This window comes from Mesorhizobium sp. M0045, from assembly GCF_040323385.1.
Taxonomy (GTDB): Bacteria; Pseudomonadota; Alphaproteobacteria; order Rhizobiales; family Rhizobiaceae; genus Mesorhizobium.
Map to the genome: position 1 here is coordinate 528,780 of NZ_JAMYUY010000001.1, position 16,169 is coordinate 544,948.

The window sequence follows — 16,169 nt, forward strand, 5'->3', positions numbered from 1 at the left end:
GACAGTAACCACTCCCTCACCAAAACCCCGCGGCCGTTTCCAGCCGCGGGGGGCCTTGGGAGGGCCTTTCGAAACCCGTGGTCAAATGTTGGCGAGCAATTCGTTGACGCGGCTTTCCATGTCGGCAAGGGCGGTGTCGACGTCCTTCTGGCCACTGATTGCTGCACTCATCTCTTCGCCAATAATGTCCTGGATCGCAAACTGACGCTGTACGGCGGACGGCAGCGGCTTGCCGAGATCAGCGACCGCAGAGATTGTGTTGCGATGCGGCAGTGCCTTGAAGGCGTCCGAGGTGATGACGGCCTTGTAGGCTGGCAAGTGGCCGGTGCGCGACCATTCGAAGTCGTTGTCGGCGAAGAACTTCAGGAATTTACCGATAGCCGCGATCTGTTCAGGCGTGCGGTCTTTCTGCGAAACGGCCCAGGTGTGGCCGTCGGCATATTGCGCATGGGCGCCGCCAAACAGCTGCGGATACGGATAGACCGCATATCCGCCCTTGTTGAGCGCCGTCCCCTTGGTCTCGGACTGGGCGTTGTAATCGCCGACCACCCACGTACCGTTGAGATGGACGCCACCCTCGCCGGCAAGGAAGGCGTTGATCGAGCCGCCATAGTCGAGATCCTTGGTGGTGTAGCCCTTCTCGAAGATCGCCTTGTACATCTCGACGACCTTCTTGGCTTCCGGCGTATTCAATTTCACATGCTTCGGATCGGCAAAGAAATCGGAATCCTGCTGGAAAAGATAGGTGTAGAGGTTGCGTGTGTAGAGTGCAGTCTCATTGGCCAGGTTCTGGACGAAATAAGGCTTGCCCGTCTTCTGCTTGAACTGTTCGGCCTGGGCGAGCAGTTCCTCGGGCGACTTTGGAAAAATCGGCGTGCCGTCTGCATTGACGAGGCCGGCTTGTTTGAAAAGATCCATGTTGACGTGATAGAGCATCGTCCAGCTGTCGATCGGCAGACCATAGATCTTGCCGTCTTTGGTGGCGCCATTGCGTGCCGCGTCGGTGAAGGCGTCGGGTGTCACGCCGACCGACTTCAAGAGATCGTCGAGCGGCATCAACAGGCCCTTCGACTGATAATCCGACAGTACGGATTCATGGATCGTGACGATGTCCGGAGCGTCGCCTGAAGCGAACTGGGCGGTCAGCTGATCATAGCCGGGCCATTCCACGGTGGTGACGTTGACGTGGACATCGGGATTGTCGGCGTTGAACTTGTTGATCAGCGAGGTGATGATGCCGCATTCGCCAACGGCCTTGGTGGCATCGGTGTTGGTGCCGAAATCAGCATCGCAGGCGCCGAAAAAGCGCTGCACGCTCAGTTCGGTGGCCGCGAAGCTTGGAGCTGCGAGCAGCATTGCGCCCGCAGAGACTGCGGCAAACAGTATTTTTTTCAGTTTCATATCAGTTCCTCCTACTGAGTTTCCGCCGCTCCACCCTGGATTGGCTTTCGTGCTTCAATCGCTGCGCAATCCCCCCGGCCGTCAGGCTATCTTCGTTATCTCACCGCAGCGCCGGAGACCGCCGTGACGATGTATTTCTGGAAGAACAGGTAGACGATCAGGATCGGGGCACCGGCGAACACCGCCTGCGCCATCAGGAAGCCGATGCCTTCGGACTGGGCGAAATTGGTCTGGGTCGAGGCCATGCCGACCGTCAGCGTGAACATGTCCTTCCTCGTCGCCGAAATCAGCGGCCAGAAGTAGTCGTTCCACGCGCCGAGAAAGGTGAAGATGCCGAGCGTCGCCTGCGCAGGCAGCGTGAGCGGCAGAAGCACCTTCCAGAAAATCCTGAGCCGGCTGGCGTTATCGAGCATGGCGGCTTCGTCCAGCTCCTTCGGGATGGCCTTGAAATACTGGGTCATCAGGAAGACGCCGAACGGAGCCGAAAGGCCCGGCAGGATGAGCCCTTGATAGGTGTTGTGGAACTTCAGCATGCTGAAAATTTGGTGACGGGCGACCAGCACGGCCTGTTCCGGGACCGCCAGGCCGAACAGCACGATCACGAACAGCACGTCTCGGCCGGGGAAATTCAGCCGTGCAAAGCCGTAGCCGGCGAGCGACGACAGGATCAACGTGCCGAGCGTCAATCCGCCCGAGACGATGATGCTGTTGCGCACCCAGATGAACACCGACGAGGTGCCGACGGTGTTGATGTAGTTCTTCAGCGTATAGGGCGCGTGAAACACCGAATTCGGATCGGCCATCAGCTCGGTATTGTCCTTGAGCGACAGGCCGATGACCCACAGAACCGGCGCGATCATGACGATCGAAAGCAGGATGACCAGGGCCAATAACAAATGGTCGCCAAATGCCCGGCCCTTGATGGAAGCTGTGGCGCTCATGCCTGGTCTCCCCTGCTGCGTGTCACCAGGTACTGGGCCATGGCCGCGACCAGGATGAGGATGAACAGGATTTCCGATGCCGCGGCGCCCAGGCCGAGATCCCAGCGACGGAATGCGGTATCGTAGATGTAGAGCACGATCGGCTTGGTCAGGTTGTTCGGACCGCCCCGCGTCATCAGCCAGGCCTGGCCGAACAGCTGGAATTGCAGCACGATCTGGATGATGATCACCAGGATGAAGGTCCGCTTGATCGACGGCAGCGTGATCGAGCGTAGCGTCTGCCAGCGATTGGCATTGTCCAGCGCTGCCGCCTCGTAAATATCCTGTGGAATCTGCTGGAGCGCCGAGAGAAAGAGCATCATCGGCAGGCCGATGCACCACCAGATGGTGGCAATGGCGATGCCGATCATCGCAAGGCTGGGATCGGAAATGAAGGCCGGTGCGGTTGCGCCGAACCATCCGTAGATCGTCGACAACAGGCCGACATTCGGAATGAAGACGATGCGCCAGATCAGCGTGACGATGGTGACCGACAGCACCGACGAGGAAAAGAACAGCGTCCGCAAAACCGCGGCAGTGCGCGTGCGGCGCTTGAGGCAAAGCGCCAGGAAAAGCCCGATCAGCGCCAGCGTCGGCACCGTCAGAAGCACGAAGTAGAAGGTATTCCAGATCGATTGCAGGAAGACCTTGTCGTGATACAGCCTGGCGTAATTGCCGAGACCGACAAAATTTCCGGACGAAAACGTGTCGGCCTTGTGGAAACTCAGCCACATCCCCCAGAGCAGCGGGAAGAGCAGCAGCGTGGTGAAGAAGAACAAGAATGGCGCAACGAAAATGAAGTTTCGCCATTGCGGCGCATAGATGTCGGCGGTAGGGGCTCTGACGCCGACAGCAAGCGTCGCGGTCGGGGACGTCGCCAGCCGGTCAACCATCTCAGGCCTCCCTCGCATGCCAGGCTCGGCCGGTCTCGTTGAACAGATGCGATTTCTGGCCGTCGAAGGCGAGCCCGATTCTGTCGCCGACGGCGACGCGGCTGTTGCCGGCATCGGAGCCGACGATCTGCTGGCCATCGCCCAGCCGCGCGTAGATCAGGGTGCGTTCGCCGAGCCGCTCGAGCACATCGACGACGCCGTCGGCATTGCCCTGTCCGGCGGCAACGATGCGCACGTCTTCCGAACGGATGCCGAAAGTGTAGTTGCCGTCGGCCAATTGGCTGGAGGCGATCTCGGTCTGCACCGAGATGCCGTCCGCAAATCTGGCCGTGGCGTTCTTGCCCGATCTGTCGAGTATCGCATCGACGAAGTTCATCGCCGGCGCACCGACGAAACCCGCGACGAATTTGGTCGCCGGGCGTTCGTAGATCTCCATAGGGGTACCGATCTGGTCGATCTTGCGATTGTTCATGACGACAATGCGGTCGGCCAGCGTCATTGCCTCGACCTGGTCGTGGGTGACGAAGATCATCGTCGATTGCAGCCGCTGGTGAAGCTGGGCAAGCTCGATGCGGGTTCGGGTGCGCAGCGCCGCATCGAGATTGGAGAGCGGCTCGTCGAACAGGAAGGCCTTCGGCTCCTTGACGATCGCACGGCCGATCGCGACGCGCTGCCGCTGACCCCCGGAGAGCTGGCCCGGCTTGCGATCGAGCAGATGCGGCATTTCGAGGATGCGGGCGGCTTCGTTGATGCGCGCCTCGATGACCTTGCCTGGTACGCCGATATTCGCAAGGCCGAAGGCCATATTGTCGCGCACCGTCATATGCGGATAAAGCGCATAGGACTGGAACACCATCGCAATGCCGCGCTTGCCCGGCGGCAGATGATCGATGCGCTCGTTGTTGATGGCAATCTCGCCGCTATCGACAGCTTCAAGACCGGCGATCATCCGAAGAAGCGTCGATTTTCCGCAGCCGGACGGCCCCAGGAACACGATGAATTCGCGTGCCCTTATGGAGAGCGACAGATGATCCAGCACCGTCATGGCACCGAACTGCTTGCTCACGTTCCTGATCTCGATATCGGCCGTCACGTCGACGCTCCTCCTCAGCGTTTGCGCTTTCTCGATGATCCGCCCGAACTCAGAGCCTCAGGCGTATGAACTGGTAGGAATACGCCGGCAGCGACAGGTTTAGTTTGCCGCCGGCGACTGCGGCGCCCTCACCCTTCCTGGGGCTGACATTGCCAGGGTTTTCGGCCGAATTGACGGCTTTCAGATCGGCGTGTGCCATCACCTGGTGATCGACGATCTCCGCCGCGCCGAAGCCGGAGAGGTCGACCACTGTTTCGATTGCCTCGCTCGAATGGCGGTTGACGGCGAAGAAGGTGACGTGGCCGGTTTGCCTGTCGTGCACGCCGGCAACATCGACATAGGCGACGTCGCCCGCAACGGATCTGTAGGTCGGGCTTTCCACCTTGAGATCCAGCGCATTGCCGCGGCCATAGTTGGAAGCAAACAGATACGGATAAAAAATCGTCTGCCGCCATGCCGGGCCATTCGGAACGGTCATGATCGGCGCGATGACGTTGACCAGTTGTGCCAGGCAGGCGATCTTGACGACGTCGGAACGGCGGATGAAGGTGTTGAGGATCAGGCCGACCTGCAGCACATCCTCGAAATTATAGATGTCTTCGAGCAACGGCGGGGCGAACGGCCAACCGTCGCTGCCGCCGAGTATCTTCTTGTCCTGTTCCTTGGAATGGTACCAGACGTTCCATTCGTCGAACGAGATGTAAACCTGCTTGTTGGAGCGCTTCTTGGCCTTGATATAGTCGATGACGCCGGCGACCGAGACAATGTAGGCGTCGAGCTTTTCGCTCATGGCGAGATAGTTCGGAGCGTCGTTGGCTTCGTTGTCGAAATACATGTGCAGCGAGATGTAGTCGACCTCGTTGTAGGTATGGTCGAGAACCGTCGCTTCCCATTCAGGGTAGGTGGGCATCTTGGCATTCGAAGAGCCGCAGACCACCAGTTCGAGTGACTTGGAGAAGGCGCGCATGGCCTTGGCTGTCTCGTGCGCCAGGCGGCCATACTCGTCCGCGGTCTTGTGGCCGATCTGCCAGGGGCCATCCATTTCATTGCCGAGGCACCAGAGCTTGACGTCGAAGGGCTCCTTGCGGCCGTTGGCGATGCGCTTGTCGCTCCATTTGCTGCCGCCGGGATGGTTGGCGTACTCCAGCAGGTTGCGGGCTTCGTCGAGGCCGCGCGAACCGAGATTGACGGCAAGCATCATCTCGGTGTTGGCGCAGGTGCACCAATCGGCAAATTCATGCAGGCCGACTTCGTTGCTTTCCGATGTGTGCCAGGCAAGGTCGAGGCGGACTGGGCGCTGTTCCTTGGGGCCAATGCCGTCTTCCCAATTGTAGGCCGAGACGAAATTGCCGCCGGGATAGCGCACAATCGGAACATTGAGTTCCCTGACGAGATCGATGACGTCCTGACGCATGCCGTTGGCATCCGCTGTCGGATGGCCGGGCTCATAGATGCCGGTGTAAACTGCCCGCCCCAGATGCTCGATGAAGGATCCGTAGAGCCTCGGATCGATTTCCGAGACAACATAATGCGGATGAGCCGTAACGGCTGCCTTCATGCATTCCTCCCATCGATATCAAAAATGATGATTTAAATCATCGTGCCCGATATCAAAGCGGGATTGACAGCCCTTCGTCAAGCCAAAATACCCAAATGTAGGACAATTAGACGAACGCTTTGGCGCGGCAGAAAGCCAGCTAGTTGAAATTGCTAAGTTATCTTCAGAACCCGGTTTCATGATATCAACCAGTATTGATCCTGAGCAGGATGTCCTGATCGTAATTTCCAAAGCCCTTGCCGAAAATGTTGATCCCGCCGGGGCGCTTGGCGTCGTCCTTGACGCCGATACGGACGCGGATTGAATGATGGCTCTTCAGATCGAGTGCGGCGAGACCGGTTTCGGAAATCCTGAGGCCGTCGACATAGGTGCCGTCATTGGCAATTCGCCAGTTCTTCAGCTTACCGTATTGCGAGCCCTTGAGCTTCCACCAGGAGGGCGTGAAGACGCCGCGCTTGTCGCCGAAATCCCCCGGCGACGTCCATGTGCCGACATCGACGCCATTGATCGTCAGCGTAATGTCCGAGGGCCAATCGGCGCTGGTGCCCGGCACTTCCGAGGACAGCTCTATCGCCACTTCGAGTCCGGTGATCTCGGCATTGGCGAGCTTGGCATTGTTGGGGAACTGGTATTCGACAAAACCGCGCGTGAACCACAGCAAACCGGCTTTCATGCGGTCCGGATCAAGGAAAGTGTTGGGAACATCGAGCAAGCCGATGATGCCGTCCGGCGAACAAAGGCCGCAGGGCGCGGTAACCTCGAAGCCGGTGTAAAGCCCGATCGGCATCGACACTTCGATCGCATCGTTCTTGACCGCACGATATTCGCTCTTGAACACGACAAGCACTTCTTCGGCCGTCGGATAACAGATTTTCTGACTGCCTTTCTTCGCTTTCAGGTTCTCGGTTCGGATCAGCCCCGCATCCTCCAGCACCTGGATGTTGGTCGAGACGGTCGACTGCGGCAGCGACAGCACGGCGGCGATTTCGTTGATATTCATCGGCCCCTTTTCATGCAGCAGTTTCAGCATCGAGATCCGCGCCGAGGAGGCAAGCCCTTTGAGCACGGCAATGCCTTCCTCAGGTTCAATCACCAGAAAATTGCGACTCATGAAATTGCCCGGCCCACGCGAAATCCATATCCGAAATTTACCCTGTATATCGAGATAGCTGATTTAGTCAATGCGCAGGCGGAACGCCGGGCAATTTGTTGAATCCGGCAGGGCGAGGGTCAACCAGTGGCCCTGCACAGAGTTTGTGCTGGAGTCACATGCAGAGTGGACACCTGAACGCCGATCGCCCAATCTAGTCCCGAGCCGAGCCCGGTGATGGCGGCTTGAACATAAAGTGGTTGGACGGGTCGTGACCAAAGGGTGGAAATTATACGATCAGCGACTGGCCTGGGTCCTCGTCGCGCCTGTGCTTATACTGCTTACCCTGCTTCTGCTGCTGCCGATCGCGATGATGACGGTCTACACGTTTTTCACCTTCGTCACCGCCGGAGTTGAGTCGGCGGTGCTGACCTTCGACAACTGGAAGGAATTCCTCACCGACAGCTATTATCACGGCTTTCTTTGGAAGACCGTTCGCGTCGGCGCCATCACCGCGGTGATCTGCGCGATCCTTGGCTATTTCCCCGCCTATTTCATCTGGGCCACGACCTTCAGGCACAAATGGCTGCTGTTGCTGCTGCTCATCGTGCCGTTCTGGATCAGCTTCACCATCCGGACGTTCTCGTGGATCCACATCCTCGGCGAACAGGGGCTGATCAACGTCGCGCTCATCAGGCTGGGCGTCATCAACGAGCCGTTGCCGATGCTCTACACCGAGGGCGCCGTCATCATGGGGCTGCTGCATTTTCTGCTGCCCTACATGATCCTGAACGTCTATGTCAGCCTGGAAAGCATCGACCGCACGCTGATCGCCGCCGCCCGCTCGATGGGCTGTACCAGCGCGCAGGCGTTCCGCGAAGTGACCTTGCCGCTCTCGATGCCGGGGCTGGGCGCCGGGCTGCTGCTCTGCTTCGTGCTGGCGGCCGGTTCCTATGTGACGCCGCAGCTGCTCGGCGGTAGCCGCGATGCGCTGTTCGGCAACCTGATCTACGATACCATTATGGGGCAGCTCAATTGGCCGATGGGCGCAACGCTTTCCATCGTCCTGTTCGTCCTGCTCGGCGCCGCCGCTGCCGCCTACAGCCGCTATATGGGCCTGTCGCAGATCATGAAGGGCCTCAGCGCATGAGAGCGGATCATCCCGATCGCGAAGGCAGATGGGCGTGGCGGCTGACCGGCGTGGTCACGGTGTGCGTCTACGTCTTCATGTTTGCGCCGATCCTCGCCACGGTCGTGCTTTCCTTCAACGCCTCGATGTTCGGCGGCTTTCCCCTCACCGGCTTCAGCCTGAGATGGTATGAGAAGCTGCTCACCAACGAGCCGGTTCTCGACGCCTTCCGGACATCGATGTGGATTGCCCTGGTAACGGCGACGGTGACGACGCTGCTCGGCATCATGGCGGCATTGGCGCTGGTGCGCTTCGAGTTTCGTGGCAAGCAGGCGATCAACACGCTTGTCATTCTTCCCGCGCTGGTCCCTGAAACGATACTCGGCGTCGGCCTGCTGGTCATGATCAAAGCCGTCGACCAGCCGCGCAGCATGACGCTGCTGGTGCTCGGCCACATTCTGCTCACGCTCCCCTACGTGGTGCTGATCGTCCAGGCGCGCATGGTCGGCATAAAGCGTTCCTATGAGGAGGCGGCGCTGTCGCTCGGGGCGCCGCGTGTGTCGACATTCCGCGAGATTACGCTGCCGCTGCTCATTCCCGCAGTGCTTGCCAGCGTCCTGCTCGCTTTCACCATTTCGTTCGACAACACTTCGGCCAGCCTGTTCTGGCGGCCGGCGGGCGTCGAGACCATGCCGACGCAAATCCTTTCGATGCTGAAGATCTCGATCAGCCCCGAGGTGAACGCGCTCGGAACCGTCATGATCCTTTTGACGGTCGGCATTCCCTTGGCTGGCGGGCTCATCCTGCAAAGCCTCACCTGGTTCAAGGCAGGCAAGTGAAAATGAAAATGGGAGAACGGAAATGAAACTGACAATCACCAAACGACTGGAACGGCTCAACGAACGATATGCCGATGGCGACATCAGCCGGCGATCATTCCTGACGCTGACGGCCGCCGCTGCCGCCGCCACCGGGCTTTCCATGCCTTGGATGGGACGGGCGCTGGCCGCGGTTTCGGAAGTGCGCTTCGACGGATGGGGCGGCGTGGTGCAGGAAGCGATCGATAAGTACGCGTTCCAGCCCTACACCGCCAAGTCCAAGGTCAAGGTCGTCCAGGGCACCTTTGGCGACGAGAACGAGATCATCACCAAGATCAAGACGTCGAAGCCGGGCGACTTCCAGATCGTCCATTCTTCCGGCGTCAACTACTACATCAAATACGTCAATGGCGGTTTCAATTCGGAGATCAACGAGGCGAACATCCCGAACATGGCAAATGTGCTGACCGCCATGATCGAGCCGTTCCGCAAGATCACGCCAAAGCTGTCGGCTGTGCCCTATGATTACGGCACCACCGGCATCGCCTACAACAACAAGGTCATCTCGCCGGAGGAAGCCAAGGAAAAGGGCGCCAACCTGCTTACCGACAAGAAATATGCCGGCAAGATCGGCGGCTACGCCGATATGACGACGCGCGTCTGGTATGCGGCGCTGCAGACGAAACAGGATCCCAACAACATCCAGGACATGGATGCCATCTGGGCCAAGGTTCGCGAGACCCGCGACCTGGCCAAGAAGTTCTGGAGTTCCGGCGCGGAACTCATGGACCTCCTGTCGCGAAACGAGATCGTCGTCACCGACGCCTGGTCAGGACGTGTCGCCGCCCTGCAGCAGCAGGGCCAGCCAATCGGCTATCTCGACCCTGCCGGCTCATACGCGTGGATGGAGGACATGCTGGTGCTCAAGGGTTCGCCCATGGCCGAATGCGAGGAACTGATCAACTTCATGCTGGATCCGGCAACGTCGATCGCCGTCGCCGAGGGCCAGAACTATCCGCCATCGCTTGACCCGACCAAGGTGAAGCTGACCGACAAGATCGCGGCACTTCCGGCCTTCGACCCGACCGGATCGATGAAGTCGTTGACCTTTGCCGATCCGCTCTACTGGGCGAAGAACGAAGACGCCTGGACCAAGCAATGGGACAGGGTGTCGAAAGGTGCATGACGACGACAGCCACGACCAGCAGCCCCGGCCGGCTTCGGCCGGGGCTGCTGGCGACCCGCTCGCCCAAGGCGAGAGGCAGCCGACAGGAAAGCCTGCGGTCGAGTTTCGCGACATCGATATTTTTTACGGCAAGTTCGCCGCTGTGCGCGATTTTTCACTGGCGATCGGCAAGGGTAGTTTCGTCACCTTGCTGGGGCCGTCCGGGTGCGGCAAGACGACGATCCTGCGATCGATCGCGGGCCTGGTCGACATCTCCAGCGGCCAGATCTCGATCGGCGGAAAGCGGGTCGACGACATCCCGATCTACAAGCGCAACATTGGTCTGGTGTTCCAGAACTACGCGCTCTTTCCGCACAAGAACGTCTTCGACAACGTCGCATTCGGCCTGAAATATCGAAACGTGCCGAAACCGGAAATCGTGCGCCGGGTCAAGAAGGCGCTGGATATGGTGCGGCTGCCCGGCAGTGAGACAAAGCTGCCATCACAGCTCTCTGGCGGCCAGCAGCAACGCATCGCACTGGCCCGCGCCATCGTCTTCGAGCCGGAAGTGCTGCTGCTGGACGAGCCCTTGTCGGCACTCGACGCCAACATGCGCGAGGACATGCGCGTTGAGATCAAGAAAATCCAGAGGGAGACGGGCATCACCGCTATCTTCGTGACGCACGACCAGGAAGAAGCTTTGTCGATGTCCGACCGCATCGTTGTCATGAATGCCGGCCTGATCGAGCAGATCGGCTCCCCCGCGCAGGTCTATGACCAGCCGGCCACCGCATTCGTCGCCAATTTCCTTGGCAAGGCCAACATGCTGCCCGGCAGCGTGACACTGATGGACGGCAAGATGGCGACGATCGCGCTGGCCAGCGGCCATGTCGTAAAGGCGGCCGCGCCGAAGCCGCTCGCGACCGGCAGCGCGGTCACCGTCGTCGTTCGCCCGCAGAAGCTTACCGTCAGTGCCGACGGTGCTGCCAACAGACTGGCGGGACGGGTCGTTTCGACCTCCTATCTCGGCGGCAATGCGGTCTACGAGATCGACATCGGCGCCGGCACGCTGGTGCGCGCCAACAAGCTGATCGACGGCCAGCCGCTGCGTGAAGGCGAAATGGTCGATGTCTGCTTCGATCCGCTGGGCTGCGTGCTTCTCGACGCGCAAGGCTTACGCATCGCGTAGCGAGGCGGAACTGAGCCGTTCAGTCTTTCGCGTCACCCTTTGGCCCGAGAAACCGCGCATAAACCTCACCGACAATACCGCGCCGGAAAACCAGCACGCAGACCATGAAGGTCAGGCCGGTGGCGATGGTCACCGGAAAACTCGAGGTGGCGAGCGTGTTTTCCAGGCCGACGACCAGACTGGCCCCGATGATCGGCCCGACCATGGTGCCGATGCCGCCGAGGAGCGTCATCAGGATCACCTCGCCCGACATCTGCCAGGTGACGTCGGTGAGCGTGGCAAACTGAAAAACGATCGCCTTGAGCGCGCCGGCCAGCCCGGCCAATGTCGCCGACATGACGAAAGCCGCCAGCTTGTAGTTGGCGACGGAATAGCCCAGCGAAATGGCCCGGCTCTCGTTTTCCCGGATGGAACGCAGGATCATGCCGAAAGGCGAGTTGATGATGCGCCAGATGGCGAAGACGCCGATCAGGAAGACTGCCAGCACGAAATAATAGATGTTGATCGAGACGTTCAGGTCGAGCATTCCAAACAGCCTGCCACGCGGCACGCCCTGGACACCGTCCTCACCTCCGGTGAACGGTGCCTGCACGCAGAAGAAGAAGAACATCTGCGACAGCGCCAGCGTGATCATGGCGAAATAGATGCCTTGCCGGCGGATGGCAAAGAAGCCCATCACAAGGCCGAGCAGGGCCGCACCCAGGACGCCGAGCAGGATGCCCGCTTCCGGCGGCCAGCCCCAGACCTTGACCGCGTATGCGGTGAAATAGGCCGCCCCGCCGAAGAACGTCGCATGGCCGAAGGACAACAGACCGGTGTAGCCGAGCAGAAGGTTGAACGCGCAGGCAAACAGCGCAAAGCACAGCATCTTCATCAGGAAGATCGGATAGACGAAGAAAGGCGCCACCAGCAGCGCCAGGATGCCGAGCCCGACCAGCGCCCATTCAAGCCGTGCGGAATTCTTGGCACGCGTCTCGCGAAGGGTCAGTTCGGCCATCTCAGGCATCCCTTCCGAACAGGCCGGCTGGCCGGACCAGAAGCACGATCGCCATGATGACGAAGACCACCAGATTGGAGGCTTCGGGATAGAAAACCTTGGTCAAGCCTTCGGCGAGGCCAAGCATGTAACCGGTGACGATCGCCCCGAGGATCGATCCCATGCCGCCGACCACGACAACGGCGAAAACGACGATGATGAGGTCAGATCCCATCAGCGGGCTCACCTGATAGATCGGCGCGGCGAGAACCCCCGCAAGCCCGGCAAGAGCGGCGCCGAGGCCGTAGGTAAAGGTCAGCAGCAACGGCACGTTGACGCCGAAAGCCTGCACCAGGCCGGGGTTCTCCGTTGCCGCGCGCAGATAGGAGCCCAGCCTGGTCTTCTCGATCAGCGCCCAAGTGCCGAAACAGACGATCATCGAGGCTACCACCACCCAGCCGCGATAATTGGGCAGGAACATGAAGCCGAGATTGGTGCCGCCGGAGAGCAGCGGCGGCACGGAATAAGGACTTCCCGATACGCCATAGTAGTAACGGAATACCCCTTCGAGCACGAGCGCGAGGCCAAAGGTGAAAAGCAGCCCGTAGAGCGGGTCGATGTCGTAAAGCCTCGACAGCGCCAGGCGCTCGACCACGACGCCGAAGCCGCCGACGATCAGCGGCGACAGGATCAAAGCCGGCCAGTAGCCGATGCCGAACCGGGTGAGAAGCAGGTAGCCGATGAAGGCGCCGAGCATATAGAGCGCGCCGTGAGCGAAATTGATGACGCGCAACAGGCCGAATATGACAGCAAGGCCCAGGCTCAACATTGCGTAGAACGAGCCGTTGATGAGGCCGACCAGCAATTGGCCGAGGAATGCCTGAACGGGTATTCCGAAGATCATCGTCATGGCGCCATCATACACCCAGCACTTCATGCAGCAGCGTCATACGATCCGGCAGTTCGCCGACCGGAAAGGCCGCCACGACCTTGCCGTGCTCCATCAGGTAGAAACGGTCGGTGACGCGGCTGGCAAAGCGGAAATTCTGCTCGACCAGCAGGATCGTCATACCGCGCTTTTTCATCGTCGCCAGCAGATCGCCGATGCGCTGCACGATGACCGGAGCCAGGCCCTCGGTCGGCTCATCGAGAAGCAGCATTTTCACGCCGGTTCTGAGCATGCGCGCGATCGCCAACATCTGCTGCTCGCCGCCCGAGAGCCTGGTGCCGGGGCTGTTGCGGCGCTCCTTCAGATTGGGGAAAAGATCGAATATTTCCTCCACGCTCATGCCGCCTTCGGCGACGATCGGGGGCAGCACCAGATTCTCGTCCACGGTCAGCGTCGCGAAGATGCCGCGTTCCTCCGGCACCAGGCCGATGCCTTGATGCGCGGTCCGGTGCAGCGGCAGGCGCATCAGATCCTTGCCGTCGAAAAAAATCTGGCCGGTCCGCTGGCGAATCAGCCCGATGATGGCGCGCAATGTCGTGGTCTTGCCGACGCCGTTGCGGCCCAGCAACGTCACAGTTTCACCTGGAAAGACCTCCAGATCGACGCCGTGCAGCGCATGGCTCTCGCCATACCAGGCGTTGAGGTCGCGGACTGCAAGAAGCGGCGCGGCGTCAGTCATCGGCGGTGCCCATATAGGCGATCCTCACCCGCTCGTCGCGGCTGACCGTGGCGTAGTCGCCGGCGGCAAGGATTTCGCCGCGCTGCATGACGGTTATCCAGTCGCAAAGATCGGCCACTACTGTCAGATTGTGCTCGACCATCAGCACGGCGCGATCCCTGGCCACCGAGCGGATGATGTCGGAAACCGTGCGCACGTCCTCATGCCCCATGCCGGCCATCGGCTCGTCGAGCAGCAGCACTTTCGGCTCGAGCGCCAGCGTCGTGGCGATCTCGAGCACACGTTTCCTGCCATAGGAGAGATCGGCGGCGGGCCTGTTCTTGGCATCGTCGAGACCGACAGACCGCAAAAGCTCCTCGGCGCGTGGCGTCAATCTATCGAGCGCCGACAGCGAGCGCCAGAACTGAACGCTGAGCCCGCCCGGTCGCTGCAATGCAACGCGCACATTGTCGAGCACGCTGAGATGCGGAAACACTGCCGATATCTGGAACGAGCGCACCAGGCCCATCCGCGCGACCTTGGCCGGCGAGGTGCGGGTGATGTCGTGGCCGAGCAGTTCGATCCTGCCGCTGGTCGGCGGCAGAAACTTGGTGAGCAGGTTGAACACAGTGGTCTTGCCGGCGCCGTTGGGTCCGATCAGCGCGTGGATATTGCCGTGGTAGAGGTCGAGATCGACATTCCTGACCGCAACAAAGCCGGCGAAGTCACGCCGCAAACCGCGGGCGGAAAGCACTACCTGCGGCCGATCCGGTTCAGGCGGCGCCATCGGTCCGCCAATCACTCGCCGGCCGTCGGACAGCCGCTCTCTTGGGCGCTCAGGAACGCCTCGTTACCGGGGATCGTGGCGAGGGGTTTGTAATAGTCCCACTCCTTGGTGCTCTCACTCGGCGACTTGACCTGATAAAGATACATGTCGTGAACCATGTTGCCGTCGGGCTGCACTTTGCCGTTCGCCGTAAAGACGTCGTTCACCGGCATCGAATGCAATTCCTCGGCGACCGCCTCGGTTCCATCGGTGCCGGCTTTGTCGATCGCCTTCAAATACTGTGTCACGGCTGAATAGGTGGCGGCCTGGATCATATTCGGCATGCGGTTGGTGCGCTTGAAGAACCGCTGGGCGAACTCGCGGCTCTTATCGTCGCGATCCCAGTAGAAGCCTTCGGTCAGCACCACGCCTTGCGCCGCCTCGAGACCGAGCCCATGCACCTCGGCCAGCGTGAACAGAAGTGCTGCAAGCCGCTGGCCGCCCTGCACGATGCCGAATTCGGCCGCTTGTTTGATCGAGTTAGAGGTATCGAGGCCGGCATTCGCCAGGCCGATGACCTTGGCGCCCGACGATTGCGCCTGCAGCAGGAAGGATGAATAGTCGGTCGAGCCGAGCGGGTAACGCACCTCGCCAACCACCTTGCCGCCATGGCTCTCGACGAACTTTGCGGTCTGCTCCTTCAGCGAATAGCCGAATGCATAGTCGACGGTGACGAAGAACCAGCTGTCGCCGCCTTGCTGGACGAGAGCGCCACCGGTCCCCACTGCCTGCGAATGCGTGTCGTAGGCCCAGTGGAAGCCATAGGGCGAGCACTGTTTACCGGTTAGCTCGGTGGTCGCGGCGCCGGTGACGATGTCAATTTTCTTCTTTTCCTTGGAAATCCCCTGGACGGCGAGCGCCACCGAGGAGGTGGTGAGTTCCATGATGGAATCGACCTGTTCGGTGTCATACCACTGCCGCGCAATGTTGGAGGCGATGTCCGGCTTGTTCTGGTGGTCGGCACTGACGATCTCGACCGGCGCCCCTTGCACCTTGCCGCCGAAATCCTCGACCGCCATCTTGGCGGCCTCGACCGACCACTTGCCGCCGAAATCGGCATAGACGCCCGACTGGTCGTTGAGAATGCCGATCTTGACCTTGCCGTCGGAAATCTCGGCGGCTGCGGCAGGCATCGCAGTCGCTGCAAGAAGCGCGGCCGAGACCAGGTACGATATCTTCATTGGTGACTTCCTCCCTTATGGTCGACAACCGGGCAACATGTCGGCGGCTGCCTGCTGCGGGACGAAGAGTGGCCTCCCACATTCCATCCTCTCCGGCGCAAAATCACGCAGCGCTGTACGGCCGCCGTCCATCAAATCGTAGCATCGCTCGGCAACGCGAGAACAGTTACTTTAGTATTAGAGCGGTTCCTGATTTGACGGAATCGAAGGGGATTCCCGATCAGTCGGTTCTGTGATTCAAGATGCTGGCTGGAGTGGAGGCC

Annotated in this window: 15 protein-coding genes; 4 read left to right on the forward strand and 11 right to left on the reverse strand. The window is 60.3% G+C overall.

The window, feature by feature from the left end; translation table 11 throughout:
* Nucleotides 1-81: 81 nt before the first annotated feature.
* The 6 genes from NKJ72_RS02655 to NKJ72_RS02680 all read right to left on the reverse strand — a co-directional run bounded on the left by NKJ72_RS02655 (nt 82) and on the right by NKJ72_RS02680 (nt 7,036).
* A complete protein-coding gene (locus NKJ72_RS02655) occupies nt 82-1,401 on the reverse strand; it encodes an ABC transporter substrate-binding protein (protein ID WP_352475706.1) in 1,320 nt (439 codons plus the stop codon).
* Nucleotides 1,402-1,496: 95 nt separating this feature from the next.
* A complete protein-coding gene (locus NKJ72_RS02660) occupies nt 1,497-2,342 on the reverse strand; it encodes a carbohydrate ABC transporter permease (protein WP_352475707.1) in 846 nt (281 codons plus the stop codon).
* A complete protein-coding gene (locus tag NKJ72_RS02665; protein ID WP_352475708.1) occupies nt 2,339-3,274 on the reverse strand; it encodes a carbohydrate ABC transporter permease in 936 nt (311 codons plus the stop codon). Before NKJ72_RS02665 ends, NKJ72_RS02660 begins: the two co-directional genes overlap by 4 nt.
* Before the next feature lies 1 nt (nt 3,275).
* On the reverse strand, nt 3,276-4,367 hold the full coding sequence (locus NKJ72_RS02670; RefSeq protein ID WP_352475709.1) for an ABC transporter ATP-binding protein: 1,092 nt from the start codon (nt 4,365-4,367) through the stop codon (nt 3,276-3,278).
* A gap of 49 nt (nt 4,368-4,416) precedes the next feature.
* Nucleotides 4,417-5,925, reverse strand: a complete 1,509-nt coding sequence (gene arfA, locus NKJ72_RS02675; protein ID WP_352475710.1) for an arabinosylfuranosidase ArfA — start codon at nt 5,923-5,925, stop codon at nt 4,417-4,419.
* 184 nt (nt 5,926-6,109) lie between these two features.
* Nucleotides 6,110-7,036 carry an ArsR/SmtB family transcription factor gene (locus NKJ72_RS02680; RefSeq protein ID WP_352475711.1) on the reverse strand — a complete coding sequence of 309 codons (927 nt, stop codon included), beginning with the start codon at nt 7,034-7,036 and terminating at the stop codon, nt 6,110-6,112.
* A gap of 250 nt (nt 7,037-7,286) precedes the next feature.
* Here NKJ72_RS02680 and NKJ72_RS02685 point away from each other — a divergent pair, with 250 nt between their 5' ends.
* The 4 genes from NKJ72_RS02685 to NKJ72_RS02700 are packed head-to-tail and all read left to right on the forward strand — an operon-like array spanning nt 7,287 to nt 11,316.
* The gene (locus NKJ72_RS02685; RefSeq protein ID WP_254819522.1) at nt 7,287-8,165 is read left to right on the forward strand and encodes an ABC transporter permease; all 879 of its coding nucleotides are present in this window, start codon (nt 7,287-7,289) and stop codon (nt 8,163-8,165) included.
* Nucleotides 8,162-8,983: an ABC transporter permease gene (locus tag NKJ72_RS02690; RefSeq protein WP_352475712.1), complete on the forward strand. Its 822-nt coding sequence runs from the start codon at nt 8,162-8,164 to the stop codon at nt 8,981-8,983. Before NKJ72_RS02685 ends, NKJ72_RS02690 begins: the two co-directional genes overlap by 4 nt.
* A 22-nt stretch (nt 8,984-9,005) precedes the next feature.
* Nucleotides 9,006-10,148, forward strand: coding sequence for an extracellular solute-binding protein (locus NKJ72_RS02695; protein ID WP_352475713.1), 1,143 nt, complete (start codon nt 9,006-9,008; stop codon nt 10,146-10,148).
* The gene (locus NKJ72_RS02700) at nt 10,141-11,316 is read left to right on the forward strand and encodes an ABC transporter ATP-binding protein (RefSeq protein ID WP_352475714.1); all 1,176 of its coding nucleotides are present in this window, start codon (nt 10,141-10,143) and stop codon (nt 11,314-11,316) included. Before NKJ72_RS02695 ends, NKJ72_RS02700 begins: the two co-directional genes overlap by 8 nt.
* Before the next feature lie 19 nt (nt 11,317-11,335).
* Here the strand turns inward: NKJ72_RS02700 and NKJ72_RS02705 are convergent, their stop codons facing one another.
* From NKJ72_RS02705 to NKJ72_RS02725, 5 genes are read right to left on the reverse strand one after another with little or no spacing between them, the layout of a single operon-like run.
* Nucleotides 11,336-12,313 carry a branched-chain amino acid ABC transporter permease gene (locus tag NKJ72_RS02705; protein ID WP_352475715.1) on the reverse strand — a complete coding sequence of 326 codons (978 nt, stop codon included), beginning with the start codon at nt 12,311-12,313 and terminating at the stop codon, nt 11,336-11,338.
* A gap of 1 nt (nt 12,314) precedes the next feature.
* Nucleotides 12,315-13,202 (reverse strand): branched-chain amino acid ABC transporter permease, encoded by an 888-nt coding sequence (locus NKJ72_RS02710; protein WP_352475716.1) that lies wholly within the window; start codon nt 13,200-13,202, stop codon nt 12,315-12,317.
* Between the two features lie 7 nt (nt 13,203-13,209).
* A complete protein-coding gene (locus tag NKJ72_RS02715) occupies nt 13,210-13,920 on the reverse strand; it encodes an ABC transporter ATP-binding protein (RefSeq protein ID WP_352475717.1) in 711 nt (236 codons plus the stop codon).
* The gene (locus NKJ72_RS02720; RefSeq protein ID WP_352475718.1) at nt 13,913-14,686 is read right to left on the reverse strand and encodes an ABC transporter ATP-binding protein; all 774 of its coding nucleotides are present in this window, start codon (nt 14,684-14,686) and stop codon (nt 13,913-13,915) included. The genes NKJ72_RS02715 and NKJ72_RS02720 overlap by 8 nt, the downstream gene beginning before the upstream one ends.
* A gap of 11 nt (nt 14,687-14,697) precedes the next feature.
* Nucleotides 14,698-15,906, reverse strand: coding sequence for an ABC transporter substrate-binding protein (locus NKJ72_RS02725; RefSeq protein ID WP_352475719.1), 1,209 nt, complete (start codon nt 15,904-15,906; stop codon nt 14,698-14,700).
* Nucleotides 15,907-16,169: the final 263 nt, after the last annotated feature.